The following is an 18275-nucleotide window of genomic DNA, read 5'->3' as shown; positions in this document are numbered from 1 at the left end:
GCGCGCGACGTGCTGGGAGCTACCGGCTGACTGCCGTAGACAACCGGTCAAGTTCTTCGCCCCTCAGGTTCGGCAAGATTCGGGGCTGCGCGGAGTCGGCGTGGAAGGAATCGATGACCGTGCTGGGCTTTGGCCGACCCGGACGGGGCGGACCGCGGCACCGAGAAGCACGAGACGGCGAGGCGGGCGACGGCCCGTGCCGAGGTCAGGATGGAGCGATCACGTGGGCGGTGCTGTCGCGGGCGGCGGGCAGGGCGTGGTGGCGGGCAATGTTCTTGGCCAGGAGGTGGGTGGACTCGGTGACACCGATCTCCTGGCCGTCTTCGACGGCGGGCAGGCGCCCATCGGCACGGCGGAGTTCGGCGAGGGCAGTGTCCATCGCCCGATGCGCGGCGAACAGGCATGGAGTGCTGTAGATCGCGACGTCGACGCCGAGGCCGGTGAGCTCGCTCAGGGAGAGGCGGGGAGACTTGCCGCCGGCGATCTGGTTGAACAACAGCGGCTTCCCGCCCACGACTTGGCGGATCCGCTCGATCCACTCCACGCTGCGGACCCCGTCGACCAGCACCACATCGGCATCGGTGGCGGCCAGCGCCTCCGCCCGCCGGAGGATGTCGTCCTCCTCCGTGGCGTCGGTGCGGGCCACCACGACCAGGTCCTTGCGCGTACTGAGGACCATGGCGAGCTTCTCCAGGTAGTCCTCCAGGGGCAGGACCTGCTTGCCGTCCGCATGCCCGCACCGGCGGGGCCGCTTCTGGTCCTCGAGGATGACACCTGAGGCGCCCATCCGCTCAAGACCCTCGACCACGTGGCAGGCGACTTCGGCGTCGACGTACCCGTCGTCGATGTCGACCAGGAGATGATGGCGGGGGAAGGCGCCGCGCAGCCGCTGGACGAAGGCCATCATGTCGGGCCAAGCGATGAACCCGATGTCGGGCAGCCCGTAATAGGAGGCGGCGAACCCGAACCCGGAGACGAACATCCCGTCGTAGTGCCCGGCCGCCACGGACGCCGAGTACATGTCGTACACGCCGATCAGCGGTGTCGTGCCAGGCGTGGCGATCGCCGCCCTCAGCGCGTTTCCGTAACTCACGATCAGGCTCCTTCAAGACACACCGGGACATGGCCGGCTGCCGCGACACGGCGTTTTACCTGAACCAGATACTTTCCTGACCCTTTCCGGGTGTGCTTCCTATGGCGGCCGCCACGCCAGAGGCGTAACCCGTTCACCACGGAACGTCGCCCGGCGCCACCTGTTCCCGGGGCTGTGCCCGCTCTACGGCTTGCCCGCACGAGCTCTGTACCGGCCCGGCGACGGCCGCCCCGCCACTTCTCTGCGTGCGAAGCGCGCGATCACTCAGTGGATCTTTGGTGAGGCCGCCGCGGGAGCGGCCAAGACCTTCATCGTCCCGGTGGTGGGCTGGCCGGGCTTGTCTGCCCGGCACCGTCGGGGGCCGGTGCCCAGCACCCACAGCGGGTTGGTGGGCCCTGCAGATGGTCGGGTCCACGCTCGCCATCCAGTCGATTCGCCCCTGCGTATCGGCATCGGCTCGCACGGCTCGCACGGCTCGCAGGAGCATTTCCCTCGGCGTGCCGATCGAAGGTCAGCTGCCGGACCTCGTACGGGTGGCGGAGGGGCATCATGAGGCAGCCCCCCCACGTCCCTTGAAGGGGCCAGGAAGGCCACCGAGAACGCATTGGATCAAGCGACCCCACCGGAACGTAGGCCTGCCCCTCCGCTGAAACCGGAAGTCCAGGGCTCGCACCCCATCGGAATGCCAGCCCCCCCCAAGCCGCCGGCGCGGCGCCATGACGGCGGGTGGCTTGGAGGCGGCAGCAGAGCGCCCCGGCCGGCCTCGGCTGCCATGGGACGAGGACCACGTCGCCTGGCACAACTGCTGACCGTTCCAGCGCTCGGGCGGATCAGCCGTGCGGCCAGAGGCGACGGGCCGGGTGCCGTTCGGTCACCGCGCGTCGCTGTCCGCGTCCTCCAGGGTGGGCGGTTCCTGCCAGGTCAGGGTGTCCAGAGGCTGCGGAAGGTTCCGGGCCGCGCCGGGCACGGCCTTCGTCACCGCGGCCGTCTCATGACTGAAGAGGGCCACAGGGTTGCTCGGCATCCGGTCAGGCGCGGATGCTGCCGGGCCTGAGGTCTTTGTGATGGTCATCTCGTCCCCCTGATTCGTCCCGGGCCATGCCCGGCTGAAGTGCGGCGCACAGGCCGACTGCCAAAGCGTATCCGGTTTCTGAGCTGCGGCCCGAGAAGATTTGGTCGGGCCGCAGCTCAGGTCCCCTCGCTCGCGACCAGCAGCTCGCCGTTCTTGGGATGACGACGACGGGGGCCCACGTGACGCAGGTGGCAGGCGTAACAGCCATGGCAGACGATCTCCGCCTCTGCGCCGTCGCGGGAACCGCGCCGCGCCCAGCCGGGCACGCGACGGGAGGGGTGACCCGCGCGTGCACGGGGCCGACTTGTCGGCCATTGTGCTCAACAAGGCGCGGATCCGTTCCGCAGCAGTGTCGTACGACAACTCGTACGAGAAACCGGTGCGGGGCATGCAGGTGCCCTTGCCTGTCCCGGGGAAACCTGCCCCTATTCAAAGAGGCCGACGGCACTCTCCCCGGCGCCCACGGGCGCCCGCGTCAGGCATGGACCCGGCGCCGTGTCCTGGAACCGGCCGAGAAGCGCTCGCACAGGACGCGACTGACGGACGGACGCGGATCGCCGGTCGCGGTCAGCGCGAACGCTGCCCGGTGAAGAGGCGGTACAGCAGGAGCACGATCACCGAGCCGACGATCGCGGCGATCCACGTCGAGAGGTGGAAGAAGCCGTTGATGGAGTGCACGCCGAAGATCACCTTGCCGAGCCAGCCGCCGAGCAGACCGCCGACGATGCCGATGAGCATCGTGATGACGCAGCCGCCCGGGTCCCTACCGGGCGTGAGTGCCTTGGCGATGGCGCCCGCGATGAGGCCGATGAGGATCCAGGCGATGATGCCCACGGTATGTGTCCTTTGCTGTAGGTGGTGCCGAGGAGGGCCCGGCTGGGGTTCCGCCGGGGCTGCCCGCAGGTTGCTCCCGCGACGACCCGGCGACATAGGGATATCCGCTCGGGAGCACTCCACACGGGACCAAGGTCCCGTTCCCTCCGACTGGCTCACCCGGCACCCGCCCAGTCGGCCGATCCGGTCTACGGCCGATTCGGTGACTGGTCCACCTTCGATGGCAATCGGCCCAGGTTTGTCCCGTCGCAAATGATCTGGCTTGAATACCCGAGGCTTCTCGGCCGGACCGGCTCGGCTCCAGGGCTTCCCCGCGCGGTGCCGCCACGGTCCAACCAGTCGCAAATCTGTTCGCATGACGCCGAACGAAGACCGCCGCTCTCCCCCTGCGCTTGCCGCCGCCATGGCGGTGCGACTCGACTGTATCGGCGAGGACGGTGTCGACTTCGAACCCTTCGAAGTCTTCGTCACTGCCGATGGGACAAGGTTCGCTGTCACAGGTCAAGCAGAGTCTGATCACCGGCCCGGTGAGGTGTCCCGCTGTCGCGCCTGTCTCGCGGAATCGGCCCGGAGAGAGAGGGGCGGGCCGATCCGTGCTTGGATGTCCGAACTGATCGACTGTCGGGCGGGGCTGCCACACGGCTCCCTGGCGAGGTGACAAGCATGAGGATTTCCTGATCGTGGACGTGCTGACGGGGAATGAGATGGTCGCCATCCCGCCGGGCCAGGTGACGCTGTCGGACCGGCGGACGCAACGCAGTTGGTCGGTCGAGCTTGCGCCCTACCAGCTCGCGGCATCCCCGGTCACCCAGGCGTTGTACGCACAGATCACAGGCCAGCGGCCGAGTACCACCCCTGGGGACCGTCTGCCCGTCGAGAGCGTCTCCTGGTGGGACGCGGCGCGGTTCTGCAACGCCCTGTCACAGCGCGCCGGCCTCACGCCCGCGTACCACTTCCGTTCCGAGGCCGAAGACATCGAGTGGGACGCGTCCGCCGACGGGTACCGCCTGCCGACCGAAGCCGAGTGGGAGCACGCCTGCCGCGCCGGAACGAACGGGCCGCACTACGGGGAGCTCGACGAGATCGGCTGGTACCGCGGTAATTCGCACGAGCGCATTCACGAGGTGGGCGGCAAACGCCCCAACTCGTGGGGGCTTTACGACATGCTCGGCAACGTCTGGGACTGGTGCTGGGACGTCTACGACGCCGAGATCTACGGCGCCTATCGGGTGCTCCGTGGCGGTGGTTGGTTCGATGAGCACTGGAGTTGCCGAGCCTCCGCACGGCGTCGCAGCCACCCGACTTTCCAGGTCGACGACGTGGGATTCCGCGTCGCGCGTTCCCTCGTGCGCTGATCCACGCCGCGGCGAAGGCCTTCTGTCGGCGAACCGGGTCGTCCCGCGCGGAATCGATCTGGCGATAGCGTGATCCTCATGACAGCTGGAGACGAGGCGCTGGTCGGCGGGATGGTGAACACGGGGGCGGTCTTCCGCCGGGGGGAGTTGGTGGAGCGACCGGCACCGCGCAACGCGCGCGCCCTGCACGCCTATCTCCTTACCCTCAAGGAGCACGGCTTCGACTCGGCGCCGACCCCTGTCCATCTCACCGCGGATGGCCGTGAGCAGCTGACTTTCATCCCTGGCGACGTGGCTCTGCCGCCGTTCCCGGACTGGTCGATGACGAGTTCTGCCCTCGAATCGGTGGGGAGCCTGCTGCGGCGTCTGCATGAGACCAGCACGGCCGTCGCAGTCGACACCCGTGCCGAGTGGCCCGCGGACCTCGCCGACCCGGAAGGGGGAACGATGTTGTGCCACAACGATGTGTGCCCGGAGAACGTCGTCTTCCGCGACGGTCGTGCCGCGGCCCTGATCGATTTCGACCTGGCGGCCCCGGGCCGTGCCCTCTGGGACATCGCCATGACCGCCCGCTATTGGGTACCCATGCTTGATCCCGAGTCCGCGGCCGCTCTCTCTCTCCCCCCCCCCGGACTGGATGCGGCCGCACGGTTGCGGATCCTCGCCGACGGCTACGGCCTCTCGGCGGTGGACCGCGCCGAGTTGCCCGGCGTCATCGAGCAGGCCACGGAGGTCTGCCGGGCATTCGTCGCCCGCCGTGTGGCCGGCGGAGACCCCGTTTATCTCCAGGCGTTGGCCGAGCGTGGTGGTTGGGAACGCTGGGACCGCATGCAGACCTGGCTGGTGGACCACCGCAAGACGTTCACGACTGCCCTGCTGAACTGACCGGCCTGGACGTTCGAGGGCAGACCCGCTAGAGCACCCCTTGCGTTGGCGGTGTGCCTTCTGACAGCAACGCCGGGAGCACGTCCGGCGCTGTGACCTGCTGCACCCATCGGGCAGAGGATCCGAACAGGCCACGCAGGGGGGCGGTGTTTCCGGGAACGCGTCATGGACTGGGCCGATGGCGTCAGCCGGATCAACCTTCGGCGGCACAAACCAACGTGGCGAGCAGGTCCTCGTAGTGGTGGCCGACCGCCCTGCGCTTGCTCCAGGTGGTGACCACCGTGTCGTCGGACGCGCTCCTGCCTTGCCTTTGCTCGAAGGCAGCCGCGTCACCGGCCTGGCCTGCGGCGGCGGTCAAGACCAGGGGCCGGGCCCGCCCCGCCCCCCGGGCCGGGCGAATGTGCGGTCGGGGCCGGGGCGGCGGTCTTTGTGCGGGCCGCCGCCCCTCACCGCCGGGCCCCGGTCAGTACGCGGTGGGCCAGCCGCCCTTCCACTTCAGCAGATTCAGGCCGAGCTTGGGAGCGCCGCCGTCCTTGCCGTCGTAGTAGTGGTAGACGAGCAGGTCCTTGCCGCTGTCGCGCATGATGTCCTGCCCGCCGGGGCCGATCACCGAACCCTGCGACGCCATGACGACGGTGCCGCCGTTGTTGTTCATCGCGACGCCGTTGCGGTCGTAGTAGGGCCCGGTGGGGCGAGTGGCCCGGCCCACCTTGATCTTGTACGTGGAAGTGGTACCGCTGCAACAGGCGTCGTAGGAGGCGAACAGGTAGTAGTAGCCGTTTCGCTTCACGACGGTCGGGGCTTCCACCGCCCTCGTGCCCGTGGAGCGGGCGGCGAGTGAGTGGCGGGTGGTGTCCCCCGCGTACTGCTTGCCGGTCTTCGGGTCGAGGCGGATCATCTTGATCCCGCTCCAATGGGAGCCGAAGACCAGCCACCACTTGCCGTCGTCGTCGACGAACAGGTCGGGGTCGATGGCGTTGAAGTCGCTGCTGGCCGAGGAGGAGTGGACGATGCCCTGGTCCTTCCAGCTGCCCGGTGTCCCGGTCGTGGAGGTGGCGAGGCCGATGGCCGAGGATGTGGAACCGAAGCCGGAGACGGCGTAGTACATCAGGTACCGGCCGCCGTGGTAGGAGAGGTCGGGGGCCCACGGGTCGTTCTCGGAGGAGTAGCGGGACCACCAACGGGGCGGCGTGGAGAAGGCGTTGCCGTTGCGGCCGAAGGCGACGCGGTCGGTGGAGGTGCGGGACTCCAGGTAGCCGTGGCTGGACTCGAGCAGGTAGCGCCCGTCGGGCGCGCGGAGCATGGTCGGGTCGTGGACGACGACGTCGCCGGTGACCCTCCCGGGGGCCGGGTAGGCGGACGCGCTCGGCACCGCCGCCGCGGCCTTCGGCTGCACGTCCTCGCCGAACACCCCGAAGGCTGTGCCGTAGGCCATGGCGCCTGCGGCGGCCAGCGCCAGTGCGATCCCTGACAGCAGGGCCGTCTTCTTTCTGCGGTGCCGGGCCTTGCCGTGGCCGTGCAGCTCAGTCATGCGCGTTGTCCCAATCTGTACATATACGTGGGGGCACCCGCCAGGAGCGGGCTACTCCGCAGTTGCCACAGAGCCGGGAATGGTTGCCATGGAGAGTGACCCTTTCGTGTCGCCCGAGCCACGACGGACTGCGCCCGATCAGCCCCTCCCCTTCACCGGATGGACCACCAGGCCGTACAGCAGCGCACATGCCCGAGTCCCGTCAGAATCACTGACGGGACACCTGAGGGCCCCGTTCTGGAGCGGTCACCCACAGGGCGCCGCGCCCACGGGCTCCATGATGACCGCGGAGAACATCGCCGACGCCATCAGCTGGACGCTCGGCCAGCCGGCCGGTTGATGTGAACACCGTGGTGGTCCGCCCCATCGGCCAGACCCACTCCCCCAAAGCCCCGGGAGCGAGTCGCGAGAAACCCGTATCAGCGCTTCGCGGGCAGCAGCAGTCTCGAACGACTGTCTGCCCTCCGCGATGGCGCCGGTGTCGATGTCGGTGTCGTCCCATATGCGTGGGTGGCGAACCGGCGCGCTCCACTCAGGTCCATTCAACTCCCTTACGGTACAAGCCCGTTAGACTTTCCGGTAGCAGGATCTACGGCGCGCAGCGCGTCCCGAGAGCGTACCTCGGGCGCTCGACGGGGGGCGACGGCGATGTTGGTGACACTGCCTTGTGACGGGTCGCCGGAGTCGGTGGCGGCCTTGGCCGCGGCGGTCAGCGCCGCGTTGGAGCGTGGCGGTCCCGCGGTCCTGCCCGTGGCGGCCGCCGCCGCGCGGCCGTCGTTCGACGTCACCGCCGGTGTGCCCGATGGAACAGCTGCCGTCGTCGGGACATCCGGCTCGACGAGCCACCCCAAAGGCGTGTTGCTGTCGGCCGACGCCCTGCGCGCGTCCGCGGAGGCGACGCACGCCAGACTGGGCGGGCCGGGCCGTTGGCTGCTGGCGTTGCCGTCCCACCATGTCGCGGGACTGCAGGTGGTGGTGAGGTCGCTGCTGGCGGGGAGCGCCCCCGCCGTCCACGACTCGCGCGACGGGTTCCGCGCCGAGGATTTCCGTTCGGCCGACTGCCGGTACACCGCTCTGGTGCCCACCCAGCTCGTACGCCTGTTACGAGCGGGCGGCGCGGCCGTCGACGCCCTGTGTGCCTTCGACGCGGTTCTGCTGGGCGGCGCCGGCGTGCCGCCCGAGCTCATCGAGCGCGCCCGGGCGGCCGGGGTGCGCGTGGTGACCACGTACGGCATGAGTGAGACCGCCGGAGGGTGTGTCTACGACGGGGTGCCACTCGACGGTGTACGCGTGCGGGTCGTCGACGACCCGCGGCACGTCGACACCGAAGGCCACGCAGAAGGGACCACCCGTGGGTCGATACTCCTCGGCGGACCGACCTTGGCCTCCGGGTATCTGGGCGAGCCGGAGCTGACGGAACGGGCCTTCTCGCGCGGCTGGTTCCGTACGGACGACCTCGGCCGGTGGCGTGCGGACGGCCATCTGGACGTGCTCGGCAGGGCTGACGACGTGGTCATCACGGGAGGGGTGAAGGTTTCCCCGTCCGTGGTGGAAGCGGTCCTGCGCGAGCAGCCCGGGGTGGGAGACGCCTGCGTCGTCGGCGTCGCCGACGACCACTGGGGGCAGATCGTGGCTGCGGCTGTCATGCCCGACGAGCCGGGTGCCCTCGGGGCGGGGGCAGAGGCTGAACTGGCAGCTGCGGTGCGGGGCCGGCTCGGGGCCACGGCCGCGCCGAAGGCTGTACGAGTGCTGGCCGAGCTGCCTGTGCGGGGCGTGGGGAAGCCGGATCGGAGGGCCGTCCGGGCGCTCTTCGAAGGCTTCGAAGGAGGCGGCGGCCATATCTGACCGTGCACAGCCGAAAGTCCCCTGGGTGGCCGACTGTCAGCCCCTCCGCGTTCAACCGTCTGCCGTCAGCCTCGCATGCCTGCGCGTGTGCGCGGCCAAGAACCCCATGTCGACCTCGTACGGGACAGCCCGATCGGGGACGTCGATCAAACCGTCCTTGGCCCGGGTCTCGGGGGTGACGATGTCCCGGTCGAAGTACTTGTCCGAGCCGGAGTTGTCGCCGGGCAGGGTGAAGCCGGGCAGTGAGGACAGCGCGATGTTGGCCGCGCGGCTGATCCCGAAGTCGTGCATGCCACCGCACCAGACCGGTGTCCCGGCCGCCAGACAGGCGTCGTGAGTCAGTTTGGCTTCCAGCAGACCGCCCAGCCGGGCCGGTTTGATGTTGACGACCCGGCAGCTGCCGAGTTCGAGGGCGCGGCGGGTCCGCTTGGCGGAGTTGAGGCTCTCGTCGAGACAGAGCTGAGTTCGCAGGTTCTGTTGCAGGACGGCGTGGTCCGTCAAGTCGTCCCAGGCGAAAGGTTGTTCGATCATCATCAGGTCGAAGGCGTCGAGCTCCTGGAGGTGGGGGATGTCCTGGAGGGTGTAGGCGCAGTTCGCGTCGACCATGAGCGGCAGGGCGGGGAACCGGTCGCGTACCGCCTCCAGCACGTTCACGTCCGCGCCGGGGCCGATCTTGAGTTTCACCCGGCGGTAGCCCTGGTCCACGTGGCGCTGCACGGTGTCGCACAGCCGTCCGAGATCGCGGTCCATGCCCAGGCTGACGCCCGATTCGACGGTACTGCGGGCGGCGCCACCGAGTAGGTCGGGCAGCGGGCGGCCGGTCGCGGCGGCCAGCAGGTTCCAGGCGGCCATCTCGATGCCGCTGCGGGCGAAGTTGTTGGCCTTGACCCGGGAGTACAGCGCGGCGAACTCCTCGATGGTGTCCCATGCTCGTCCCAGGACGGCGGGCACGAGGAAGTCGTGCATGACGGACCAGACCGTGTCCGTGGTCTCGCCCGTGTAGTAAGGGTCCACGGGCGCGGGTGCTTCGCCCCAGCCCACCAGCCCCTCGGCGCTTGCCCGCACCACCACGTGGCGCAGGGTGCCGGCGCCGTGGGTGCTGGCTTGGAAGGCATGGTTGAGGTGCAGCTCGATGACGTACAGATCGATCCGGTCGACGCGCATGCGGATGCTCCGGCTTTGTTGGGGCGAAGGGTGTGGGGTGACAGGTGTGGGGGGGGACAGGTGTGGGGGGGCAGGTGTGTCGGGGTGACAGATCGGCTCATGGTCTGAGGGAGGAACCCCCGTCCACCGTCACCGTGGTGACCGTGAGGTGTGCTGCCTGGTCGGAGGCGAGGAACCCCACGACGGAGGCGATCTCCTCCGGATCCGCGAACCGCCCGCGCGGGATGCCGACGCGATAGCGGTCCGGCTCCCCGTGCAGCAGCGCCTCGCGGCGCCCTGAGACATGCCAGTTGGCTCGGGACATCGCGGTCTCGGTGGTGCCCGGCGCCACGACGACGCAGCGCACTCCGAGCCCGGCGAGTTCCAGGCCGAGGCAGTTGGTGAGGTAGTGGGCCGCCGCCTTGGAAGCGCCGTACAGCCCCTGGCCGGTCTTGACGATGGTGGCGCTGTTCGACCCGATGGTGATGATGCGGCCCGCGCGGCGGTCGGCCATGCGCCGCCCCACCGCACGCATGCAGTTGAACGGGCCGTGGGCGTTGACCGCGAAGACCCGCTCCCACTCCCCGTCGTCGTACGCGGTGAGCGCGGCGACCCGGCCCAGCACTCCCGCCGCGTTGACCAGAACGCCGATGGGCCCGACCGTACGTTCGACGGTCTCCACGACCCGTTCCACTTCGGTGGAGTCGGTGACGTCCAGACGCACTCCGAGCGCCGAGGCACCCTGGTCGCGCAGCGACCGCGCCAGTGCGGTGGCACCCGCGTCGTCGATGTCGGCCGCCACCACGGACGCTCCCGCCGTGGCCAGGCAGCGGGCGACGGCGGAGCCGATGCCTCCGACGGCGCCGGTGATGAGGGCGGTGGTCCCCGCGATGCCGGTCAGCCGCACGTCTCGTCCTCCCCCTTCCCCGGACCGAAAAAGGCGTCCAGCGTGCGACGTTCGGTCTCCACACGCTCCATATCGCCGCCGAACGCCTGTAGCTGGCGTTTGAGACGGGCGGACGTGGCCGGGTCCGCGCGAGCGGCCTGCGCGGCCACCTCGACAGCGGCCGCCCGTGCCTGACCCCGTGGCACCAGGCGTTGCAGCAGCCCGATCCGGAACGCCTCGTCGGCCGGTACCCAACGGGACGTCAGGAGAATGTCCCTGGCAGCCGCCGGTCCGACGACACCGACCAACCGGGCGGCCCCGATGGGGATGCCCATCTCGGCGCCAGGGAAGCGGAAGGAGCTGCCTTCGGCGCCGACCCGGATGTCGCAGGCCGCTGCCAGCTCCGCCGCGACGGCGACACACCGCCCCTCGACGGCCGCGACGACCGGCTTCGGCGCAATGGTCACCGCCTGGTGGAGCCGGGAGAAGGCCCGCATCCTGCACGCCCGCCCCGCCGCGTCGAGTTGCTCGTGCCGGTCCGCGCCCACGCCGAAGTCCTCTCCCGTGGTGGCGATGACCAGAGCGCGTACGCCGGAGTCCGCTGCCCCGTCCGCCACGGCGCCGGCGACCAGCTCGGCCATCGACGTCGTCAGCGCGTTGCGGGACTCGGGGCGGTCGAGCAGGAGGGCCCGTACACCTGGCGCCAAACCGTCGATGACCTGGATCACGCGGTCACCCGAGCCGTTCGGGGTCGAGGACGGCGTCGACCGCCTCGGCCACGGCCGAGTGCACACGCTCGTGCACGGTGACGTTCGCCGCGCGGTCGGTACGGACATGGATCACCGACACCCCTTGTTTTCCGACGAGTTCGGCCAGGACGGCATCGAGCTGACGGTGGTCGCCGACGGAGCGGACCGTGACGCCGTACGCGGCCGCGATGGCGGGTATGTCGGCGGACTGCGGGGTGCCGAAGAGCGCCTCGAAGGTGGCTGGGGGCAGCCGCCGGGCGGGTGGGAGGAACGAGAAGATGCCGCCGCCGTTGTTGTCGACCACGACGAACGTGCAGCTGAGCCCGGCGTTCGCCGCGCCGAGCAGGGCACCGGCGTCATGCAGGAAGGTGAGGTCCCCGATCAGTGCGACCACGGGGTCGGCGGATGCCGCCGCCGCGCCGAGCGCGGTGGAGACGACGCCGTCGATGCCGTTGACACCTCGGTTGGACAGGACGGTCGGCGGCCGGTGCCGAGGCGCGGTGAACCACTCCAGATGACGGATCGGCATCGACGATCCGACGACCAGGGTCGTGTGCGGCGGCAGGACCGACCACAGTTGGCGCGCTGCGAGTGGCTCGGTCCAGTCGCTGTAGCTGTTGAGCACGGCGTCCATGGCCCGCTGTGCGGCGGCCTCGGCGTCGGCCCAGGCATCGCGCCAGCCGACCGGCGCGGGGTGCGGCACGGCTTCGGCGGCGGCACGGCAGAGCGCGGCCGGGTCGGCGCACAGCACCGTGTCGGCCCTGCGCTGCGGGTCCCGCCACCGCCAGTCGGGGTCGACGGCCAGGTGCTCGATGGCCGGCTGGGCGAGCCACTCGGCCATGACGCGTGAGGCCCAGCGCTCGCCCAGGTGGAGCACGGCCACCGGACGCAGCCGGTCGCGGGCGGCGGGGGCGCGCAGGATCGCGTCGGCCGCGGCCACGGTGGTGGAGTGGGGTGTACGGGCGCCCGAACGCGGGTCGGCGAGCACCGGCCAGCCGAGCGCGTCCGCCAGCGCCCGGACCGCCTCCGGGTCGCCCGCGCCGCTGCCCGCGACGATGACACCGCGCTGCCCGGCCCACCCCGCCAGATCGCGGACGGCCTCCGGGGACGGGGCACGCTCACCGCGTACGACACGGTGCCACGGCCCGGCGGCCCGGGCAGGCGGAAGCGGTCCCGGTTCCGCGACGAGGGGGTCGCGGAAGGCGAGGTTGAGATGGACCGGGCCGGGCCCCACGGGACCGTGCGCGGCTTCGGCGGCCGCCCTGGCGGCCAGCGACCGCCAGAACACCCCCTGGTCCGGTTCGGGCACCCCGGCCTCGACCGCCCAGCGTACGGCGGACCCGTACAGGCCCGGCTGCCGCATCGTCTGCGGAGCCGCCACCTGCTGGAGCTCCGGCGGCCGGTCGGCCGTGCACACCAGCAGGGGTACGCCGCCGAGGTCGGCCTCGGCGACGGCGGGGTGCAGCTCGGCGGCCGCCGTGCCGCTGGTCGTCAGGACCAGCGTCACGCGCCCGGTGCGGCGGGCGATGCCCAGGGCGAAGAACCCCGCCGTGCGCTCGTCGAGCCGGATGTGCAGCCGCAGTCTGCCGTCGGCGGCGAGGGCCAGCGCGAGCGGCGTCGAACGGGAACCGGGGGACACCACCGCGTCGGTGACCCCGAACCGTGCCCACTCGTCGACCAGGGTGGCGGCGAAGGTGGCCTGGACGCGCCCGGCGTCCGCCTCCGCGCGGGGTGCGCCCGCACTGTCGGCCGACTGCTCGGTGGCGTTCCCCCGGAGCCGCGCACGGCCCTCGGAAGCGGTCTGGGGAGTCTTCACGGCCGGGTCCAGTCCTTTACGGTGCCGAGGCGCACCAGCGCGGCGCCGAGCTGCCCCATCAGGCCGTTGCCGACCCCGGAGAGCATGCGGTAGCCGCTGCGCTGCAACTCCTCGCCGCCCTTGTTCGACGGTGAACCGCCCGACAGCCAGCCGTCCTCGGTGAGATGCCCCTCGGTCAGCACCTCCCACGCCCGCAGCGCCGCCGCGCCCTCGCGGCCGGCCTCGAACTGGCCCTGCTCGGTGCCCAGGGCCAGGGCCGCGGCGATTCCTGCGGATCCGCAGGTCTCGGCGCCGGTCTCCGGCTCGCCGAGGTAGCAGTCCCAGATACCCGCGGCATTGCGACGGGACAGGGCCAGGGCCGCGACCCGCCGGGCCTCGTCCCACAGCGGGGCGGTGCCCGCCCCCTCGCCGAGCTCCGTCAGCGTCCGCACCAGGCCCAGCAGGTACCAGGCGTAGGCGCGGGCCCAGTTGCGGTAGAGGTGAGTGCCGTCCGGGAGCAGCCGCAGATGGAGATCGTCTCCCGTGCACAACCTGGCTCGGCGCAGCCGCAGTTGTCGCAGGGCCGGCTCGCGCAGGGAGGGATCGGCCCTCCCCGCGATCGCCGCCATGGGGTAGGCGACGGTGTACGAACCTTCGGCGGTCGTCGGTACGTCCTTGACGCAGCCCTCGTCGTCGGCCCGGACCCGCCAGGCCTCGACGGCCCGGGCCAGGGCGGGGTCGAGGGGATCGAGCTTGGCGAGGATCGCGTACGGGAGTGTGGCCTCGATGCCGTAGAGGCGGTTGTCGGCCGGGCGCCCGCGAGGGTCCTCGTACCGCAGGCTGCCGTCGGGGAAGTAGACGGCCAGCTGGTCCGCGAGTGTGGTGCGCGCGCGGCCGTCACCGGGAAACGTGACGGTCAGGTCGTACAGCGCATCGAGTACGCACCCCTCCATCCAGCCGAACGGCTGCAGGCTGCCGATCCCGGCGAGGGTGCGGTGCAGCGCGGTCACGCGGGCCGTTGCGTCCGTGACCGGGGCCGGCGTGGCGCCGTCGAGGCCATCGAGGAGCAGTACGGGACGGCGCTCCGGGGGCGCCTTCGGGCCCGCGAATATCCACAGTGTCGGAGGTCCGCCGGTGAAGTCGCTGTCGTGAGGCGGCGGTTCGGACAGGCTGAGCGACACCCCCTCGGCGAAGACGAGCCGTGTCGCTTCCTGGTCCAGGGGCGCGTCGTAGGGCTGGTGGCAGTCGGGATAGCGGATGTCGTACGTCGTGAGCGGCTGGCGCGTCTTCGCGGAGTGCGCGTGCAGGCGCACGGCTCCCCGTAGATCACAGGCGACGAACAGCCGCAGTCGCGCCGTTGCGGCAGCCGCCCGCATGGGCTGCTCCAGCAGGGTGGGGCTGCCCTGGGAGGGCGTTGTGACGGGGGCGACGGACCAGTCCAGCGGGGTGCGCCTATCGGCCGGGAACGGGATGTCCGGCGCGCGTACACCGGAGAATTCGGCAGCGGTCGATGCCATGATTCACTCCTGCGGTCAGGGCGCGATGAGAGCGGGCAGAAGAGCGTCGAGTTTCGCGCGGGTCTCCGCCAGCTCCTCGGCGGGATCCGAGTCGGCCACGATTCCACTGCCGGCGAAGACCGTCGCGTTCGCCCCGTCCAATTCGGCGCACCGAATCGTCACGCACAAACAGCCGTTGTCCTGCGCGTCCACCCACCCCAGAGCTCCGCCGTAGAGGCCACGGTCCCAGTCCTCGACCCGGTCGATCACTTCATACGCGGCGTCGCGCGGCCAGCCACAGACAGCCGGTGTCGGATGGAGGGCCTCCGCCAATTCCAGGAAAGACGGGTGATCCGGTTTGAGTTCGACCGCCAGGTGGGTCATGAGGTGCTGCACATTGGCGAGTTTGAGGATCTGCGGTTCTTTCTCCACGCGTACGCTGACCGCGTGGGGTGCGAGCGTTTCGAGCACCATGTCGCGCAGAATGCGGTGTTCCTGCTGGTTCTTGGGCGACTCCACGAGCCAGCGGGCGAGCTCGCGGTCCGAGGCGTCGTCACCGCCGCGGCGGACGGTGCCGGCCAGGGCCTTCGACTCCACATGCCGCCCCTGCTTGGAGAGCAGCAGTTCGGGGCTGGCTCCGACCAGGCCGAACGCGGAGAAGAGATAGGCACCGGGGAAGGTCTGCGCCAGCCGGCCGAGGACCTGCGTCGGCTGGATGACGGTGTCGCTCATGACCACCACCCGCCGGGCGAGCACCGCCTTGCGCAGTTCTCCCCGCCGTACGGCACCGGCCACGTCGGCGACGTTCCCGCACCACTCCTCGGGCTGCTCGACCGGCCGTAGCGAATAGGACCGAGCTGCCCGGTTGATCTGCGGCGGAGGCCCCAGGGAACCGAGGAGCGCACGGTGGTCGCAGCCTCGCGCCAGGCGCAGAGTGCGTTCCGGGACGGCGAGCCGGACGGGTTCGCCGCGCCGGAAGGGGAATGCGATGAAACCGACCCCGCCCCCGTCCCGTAAGAGCTCGGAAACGTCTTGGCCCGGGCGGACCGCGTGGTATGCCACTTCCTCGACTCCGAGCAGGGAAAGCTCTGGCGAGGAGAAGAGAATGCGCTGGTCGCCGGTGAATTGAATCGCTGCGCGGGCAGCGTCGGATAAGCTCGGCACAACAACCCCCGTAGGTGAGCCGAAAAATGCGATGTGGCCGTTCTCGCGGGTCAGCGAGCTTCATCGGCCACAGCGAACACCCGGGTCGAGCGTGACCGCGTGGTCGCGACGAAGTCAAGGGCGAATTCGCGCCACGCGAGCTGCCGGTGATCCACTACGCCGAAGGTTCTTGCGGGTGTGACCAGCCGGAGACTGGTTCTAGAAAGGTATTCCACGGGGAAGCTTCGCGACGCATACCGCATCATCACACCTGAGCCAGCAAGCCGATCTCGCTGACCACCTCTTCGGCGGTCGCTACCGACGACACTCAGCCCTCGAAACGAGCGGATAGATCACGAAACCAAACTGGAGTACCAGTGCCTGCTCTTTCTCCCTCCGAACAGAACGCCTGACGGCCCGTGCCACGAGGCACATGACAGCGTCACCGTCCGCTTCGGTAACCCGACGCGCAGGACGGCATGGCGCGTGATCAACGACGTGTACTCCATGGCAATCTACGCTCCAGCAGGATGACTTGGAGCCGGAGGTACACCACCCGTGGCGGCGAACAACAACCCCACCGTCAGGAGACGCCTCCTGGGAGCCGAGCTGCGCCGGCTCCGCCTGGAGCGCGGGCTGAAGAGCACCGAAGTGGCCGAGCGGCTCATGGTCTCCCAGCCCAAGATCAGCCACATGGAGAACGGCAACCGCGCCATCAGCTGCCGCGACGTACGCGACCTGTGCGCGCTGTACGAAGTCACGGACCAGCAGGTCATCGACGCCCTGATGGAGATGGCCAGGGAATCCGGGCAGCAGGGCTGGTGGCACGCCTACGGCGACATCCCCCAGCGCCTCTACATCGCCCTGGAGAGCGACGCTGCCTGCCTCCACACCTACGCACCCATGGTGGTCCCCGCTCTGCTGCAGACCCCCGCCTACGCCCTTGCGACGATTGAGGAAACGATCCCCCAGCTGAGCGTCGAACAGGCCGGCACACGTCTGAAGGTGCGGCTGCGCCGTCAGCACCGGATCTACAACCCGGCCCGTCCGCTGCGCCTGTGGGTGGTCCTGGACGAATCAGTCCTGCGCCGTGTCGTGGGCAGCCCGGACATCATGCGCGAACAGCTGGAACACCTGAACGCACTGGGTACCGAGCCGCACATCACCGTGCAGGTCCTTCCCTACACGGCGGGCGCCCACCCGGGCCTGTCAGGACAGTTCTCCATCCTGCGGTCCGCCGACAGCTCCACGGCAGCGGTGGTGCATGTGGAGCAATTCACCAGCGACCTCTGCCTGGACAAGCCTTCCGATGTCCAGCAGTACAGCGTGCTGCACAACCACCTCCAAGCCCAGGCACTCAGCCCCGACAGCAGCCGCGACGCCATCACCGACATCATCAAGACACACATCCATACGGCAAACCACCTCTGAGCTCGGCGTGGACCCATGAGCTCCTGGATTCGCCGACCGGCCTCACCGATGGCGGGAGAGCGGGACCGGCGGCGATGCGCCCGCCGCGGCGGGACCGGGCGACGGCCGTGATGCACGCACGGGAGCACACCGGTGGCAGTCCCTGCCGGTGGTCGGCTGCCGGTTGCGGAGGACAGGCTGGGGCAAGGTCATCGCGGGTTGCCACGGTTGAACTGATCGCTGAACCCCGGAGGCGAAGGTAAGCCACGCGACCGTCCACCGGCCCGAGGTGGTCCTGGCCGAATGGAAGGCCACAGTCGCCCGCCCGGCCCTCCGCGCTCCTGGGGAAGTGCAGCGACATGAGACCATCGCCGACCTGCGCAAGCAGCTTCGGGAGGCCAAGTCGGCATGGCCGAAGCGATGGCCGATGTGCGGGACGAGGTCGAGGAGAGTTCACGGCCCCATGTCATGTTCGCAAAGTTGTCGATCACGCGGAAAGGGCCCGCTTCGGTCCGAAGCTGACCAGGGAGAGATTCGCTCGCTGGATGGGCGGTCAGCCAAGACCACCCATCCAACGCCACCCGACACCTACACTCCTAACGAAACCCCTGCCCAGGTCAGACACCGAAACGCTGCTGGGGTCCAGGTCGCCCGTTCAGTAGTACATGAAGGTCGGGATCAGGCCGCCACCGCTGGCATTCGGTATCGTTACCAGCCCACCGGGGCCGACGCCCCTGCTGTTCGCGACGTTGACCACGTCGTAGACCGAACCGTAGTTGCCCATCCAGTGCCACGAGGGGTCAGACTTCTGAGTCTTGCAGGCGCTGACCAGTTTGATGCCTTCCTGGGCAGTGAGAACTTGGTCAGCCCGCGGGGTGTAACAGCGGGCGTTCGGCGCTGTCGGCGCCTGCGGCGCAGGTGCGGCGGAAGCCGGAAGCGCCAGGCCGATCAGCAATGTCGCAGGCGCGGCCGCGATGACGAGGGTGCGCAGTCGGTTCATGGTTGACCTCCCTGACTAGCCACCTGTCTCGGAACCGA

Annotated in this window: 15 protein-coding genes and 1 pseudogene; 4 read left to right on the top strand and 12 right to left on the bottom strand. The window is 69.9% G+C overall.

What is annotated here, in order from left to right; all coding sequences use genetic code 11:
- Nucleotides 1-205: 205 nt before the first annotated feature.
- From ACZ4MU_RS10065 to ACZ4MU_RS10050, 4 genes and pseudogenes are all read right to left on the bottom strand, one after another.
- Nucleotides 206-1093: an isocitrate lyase/PEP mutase family protein gene (locus ACZ4MU_RS10065; protein ID WP_467873412.1), complete on the bottom strand. Its 888-nt coding sequence runs from the start codon at nucleotides 1091-1093 to the stop codon at nucleotides 206-208.
- Between the two features lie 277 nt (nucleotides 1094-1370).
- Nucleotides 1371-1571: pseudogene (locus ACZ4MU_RS10060) on the bottom strand (IS5/IS1182 family transposase); the annotation flags it as partial.
- 393 nt (nucleotides 1572-1964) lie between these two features.
- Nucleotides 1965-2117 carry a hypothetical protein gene (locus tag ACZ4MU_RS10055; protein WP_467873409.1) on the bottom strand — a complete coding sequence of 51 codons (153 nt, stop codon included), beginning with the start codon at nucleotides 2115-2117 and terminating at the stop codon, nucleotides 1965-1967.
- Between the two features lie 615 nt (nucleotides 2118-2732).
- The gene (locus ACZ4MU_RS10050; protein ID WP_467873406.1) at nucleotides 2733-2999 is read right to left on the bottom strand and encodes a GlsB/YeaQ/YmgE family stress response membrane protein; all 267 of its coding nucleotides are present in this window, start codon (nucleotides 2997-2999) and stop codon (nucleotides 2733-2735) included.
- A gap of 680 nt (nucleotides 3000-3679) precedes the next feature.
- Here ACZ4MU_RS10050 and ACZ4MU_RS10045 point away from each other — a divergent pair.
- Both ACZ4MU_RS10045 and ACZ4MU_RS10040 read left to right on the top strand, forming a co-directional pair.
- A complete protein-coding gene (locus ACZ4MU_RS10045; protein WP_467873403.1) occupies nucleotides 3680-4354 on the top strand; it encodes a formylglycine-generating enzyme family protein in 675 nt (224 codons plus the stop codon).
- A gap of 78 nt (nucleotides 4355-4432) precedes the next feature.
- Nucleotides 4433-5239, top strand: coding sequence for an aminoglycoside phosphotransferase family protein (locus tag ACZ4MU_RS10040; RefSeq protein WP_467873400.1), 807 nt, complete (start codon nucleotides 4433-4435; stop codon nucleotides 5237-5239).
- 463 nt (nucleotides 5240-5702) lie between these two features.
- Here ACZ4MU_RS10040 and ACZ4MU_RS10035 read toward each other — a convergent pair whose 3' ends face one another.
- Complete coding sequence (locus ACZ4MU_RS10035; protein WP_467873604.1) at nucleotides 5703-6674, bottom strand: arabinan endo-1,5-alpha-L-arabinosidase; 972 nt, start codon at nucleotides 6672-6674, stop codon at nucleotides 5703-5705.
- Between the two features lie 744 nt (nucleotides 6675-7418).
- Here ACZ4MU_RS10035 and menE point away from each other — a divergent pair.
- On the top strand, nucleotides 7419-8615 hold the full coding sequence (gene menE / locus ACZ4MU_RS10030) for an o-succinylbenzoate--CoA ligase (protein WP_467873398.1): 1197 nt from the start codon (nucleotides 7419-7421) through the stop codon (nucleotides 8613-8615).
- Nucleotides 8616-8666: 51 nt separating this feature from the next.
- Here menE and menC read toward each other — a convergent pair whose 3' ends face one another.
- The 6 genes from menC to ACZ4MU_RS10000 form a co-directional block, all read right to left on the bottom strand.
- Entirely contained in the window at nucleotides 8667-9779 is a 1113-nt protein-coding gene (menC, locus tag ACZ4MU_RS10025) for an o-succinylbenzoate synthase (protein WP_467873396.1), read from the bottom strand.
- Between the two features lie 97 nt (nucleotides 9780-9876).
- Entirely contained in the window at nucleotides 9877-10665 is a 789-nt protein-coding gene (locus ACZ4MU_RS10020; RefSeq protein ID WP_467873393.1) for an SDR family NAD(P)-dependent oxidoreductase, read from the bottom strand.
- Nucleotides 10656-11372 (bottom strand): enoyl-CoA hydratase/isomerase family protein, encoded by a 717-nt coding sequence (locus tag ACZ4MU_RS10015; RefSeq protein ID WP_467873391.1) that lies wholly within the window; start codon nucleotides 11370-11372, stop codon nucleotides 10656-10658. Before ACZ4MU_RS10015 ends, ACZ4MU_RS10020 begins: the two co-directional genes overlap by 10 nt.
- A gap of 4 nt (nucleotides 11373-11376) precedes the next feature.
- Complete coding sequence (menD, locus tag ACZ4MU_RS10010; RefSeq protein WP_467873388.1) at nucleotides 11377-13209, bottom strand: 2-succinyl-5-enolpyruvyl-6-hydroxy-3-cyclohexene-1-carboxylic-acid synthase; 1833 nt, start codon at nucleotides 13207-13209, stop codon at nucleotides 11377-11379.
- On the bottom strand, nucleotides 13206-14705 hold the full coding sequence (locus ACZ4MU_RS10005; protein ID WP_467873385.1) for a glycoside hydrolase family 88 protein: 1500 nt from the start codon (nucleotides 14703-14705) through the stop codon (nucleotides 13206-13208). The genes menD and ACZ4MU_RS10005 overlap by 4 nt, the downstream gene beginning before the upstream one ends.
- Before the next feature lie 15 nt (nucleotides 14706-14720).
- Entirely contained in the window at nucleotides 14721-15848 is a 1128-nt protein-coding gene (locus ACZ4MU_RS10000) for an isochorismate synthase (RefSeq protein ID WP_467873382.1), read from the bottom strand.
- A 537-nt stretch (nucleotides 15849-16385) separates the two neighbouring features.
- On the opposite strand from ACZ4MU_RS10000, the gene ACZ4MU_RS09995 reads away from it, so the two are divergent.
- A complete protein-coding gene (locus ACZ4MU_RS09995; protein WP_467873380.1) occupies nucleotides 16386-17258 on the top strand; it encodes a helix-turn-helix domain-containing protein in 873 nt (290 codons plus the stop codon).
- A 634-nt stretch (nucleotides 17259-17892) separates the two neighbouring features.
- Here the strand turns inward: ACZ4MU_RS09995 and ACZ4MU_RS09990 are convergent.
- On the bottom strand, nucleotides 17893-18237 hold the full coding sequence (locus tag ACZ4MU_RS09990) for a hypothetical protein (RefSeq protein WP_467873377.1): 345 nt from the start codon (nucleotides 18235-18237) through the stop codon (nucleotides 17893-17895).
- Nucleotides 18238-18275 lie beyond the last annotated feature (38 nt).

It is taken from the genome of Streptomyces sp. NPDC026377 (assembly GCF_055567715.1).
The sequence above is the reverse complement of the archived record's forward strand: the minus strand, read 5'-3'. Positions and strand labels throughout refer to the sequence as shown.

Excerpts from the sequence above, each read along its gene's own strand:
- ACZ4MU_RS10055 (WP_467873409.1), bottom strand. The coding sequence starts at position 2,117 with ATGCCGAGCAACCCTGTGGCCCTCTTCAGTCATGAGACGGCCGCGGTG.
- ACZ4MU_RS10040 (WP_467873400.1), top strand. The coding sequence starts at position 4,433 with ATGACAGCTGGAGACGAGGCGCTGGTCGGCGGGATGGTGAACACGGGG.
- ACZ4MU_RS10035 (WP_467873604.1), bottom strand. The coding sequence starts at position 6,674 with ATGGCCTACGGCACAGCCTTCGGGGTGTTCGGCGAGGACGTGCAGCCG.
- menE (WP_467873398.1), top strand. The coding sequence starts at position 7,419 with ATGTTGGTGACACTGCCTTGTGACGGGTCGCCGGAGTCGGTGGCGGCC.
- menC (WP_467873396.1), bottom strand. The coding sequence starts at position 9,779 with ATGCGCGTCGACCGGATCGATCTGTACGTCATCGAGCTGCACCTCAAC.
- ACZ4MU_RS10005 (WP_467873385.1), bottom strand. The coding sequence starts at position 14,705 with ATGGCATCGACCGCTGCCGAATTCTCCGGTGTACGCGCGCCGGACATC.
- ACZ4MU_RS09990 (WP_467873377.1), bottom strand. The coding sequence starts at position 18,237 with ATGAACCGACTGCGCACCCTCGTCATCGCGGCCGCGCCTGCGACATTG.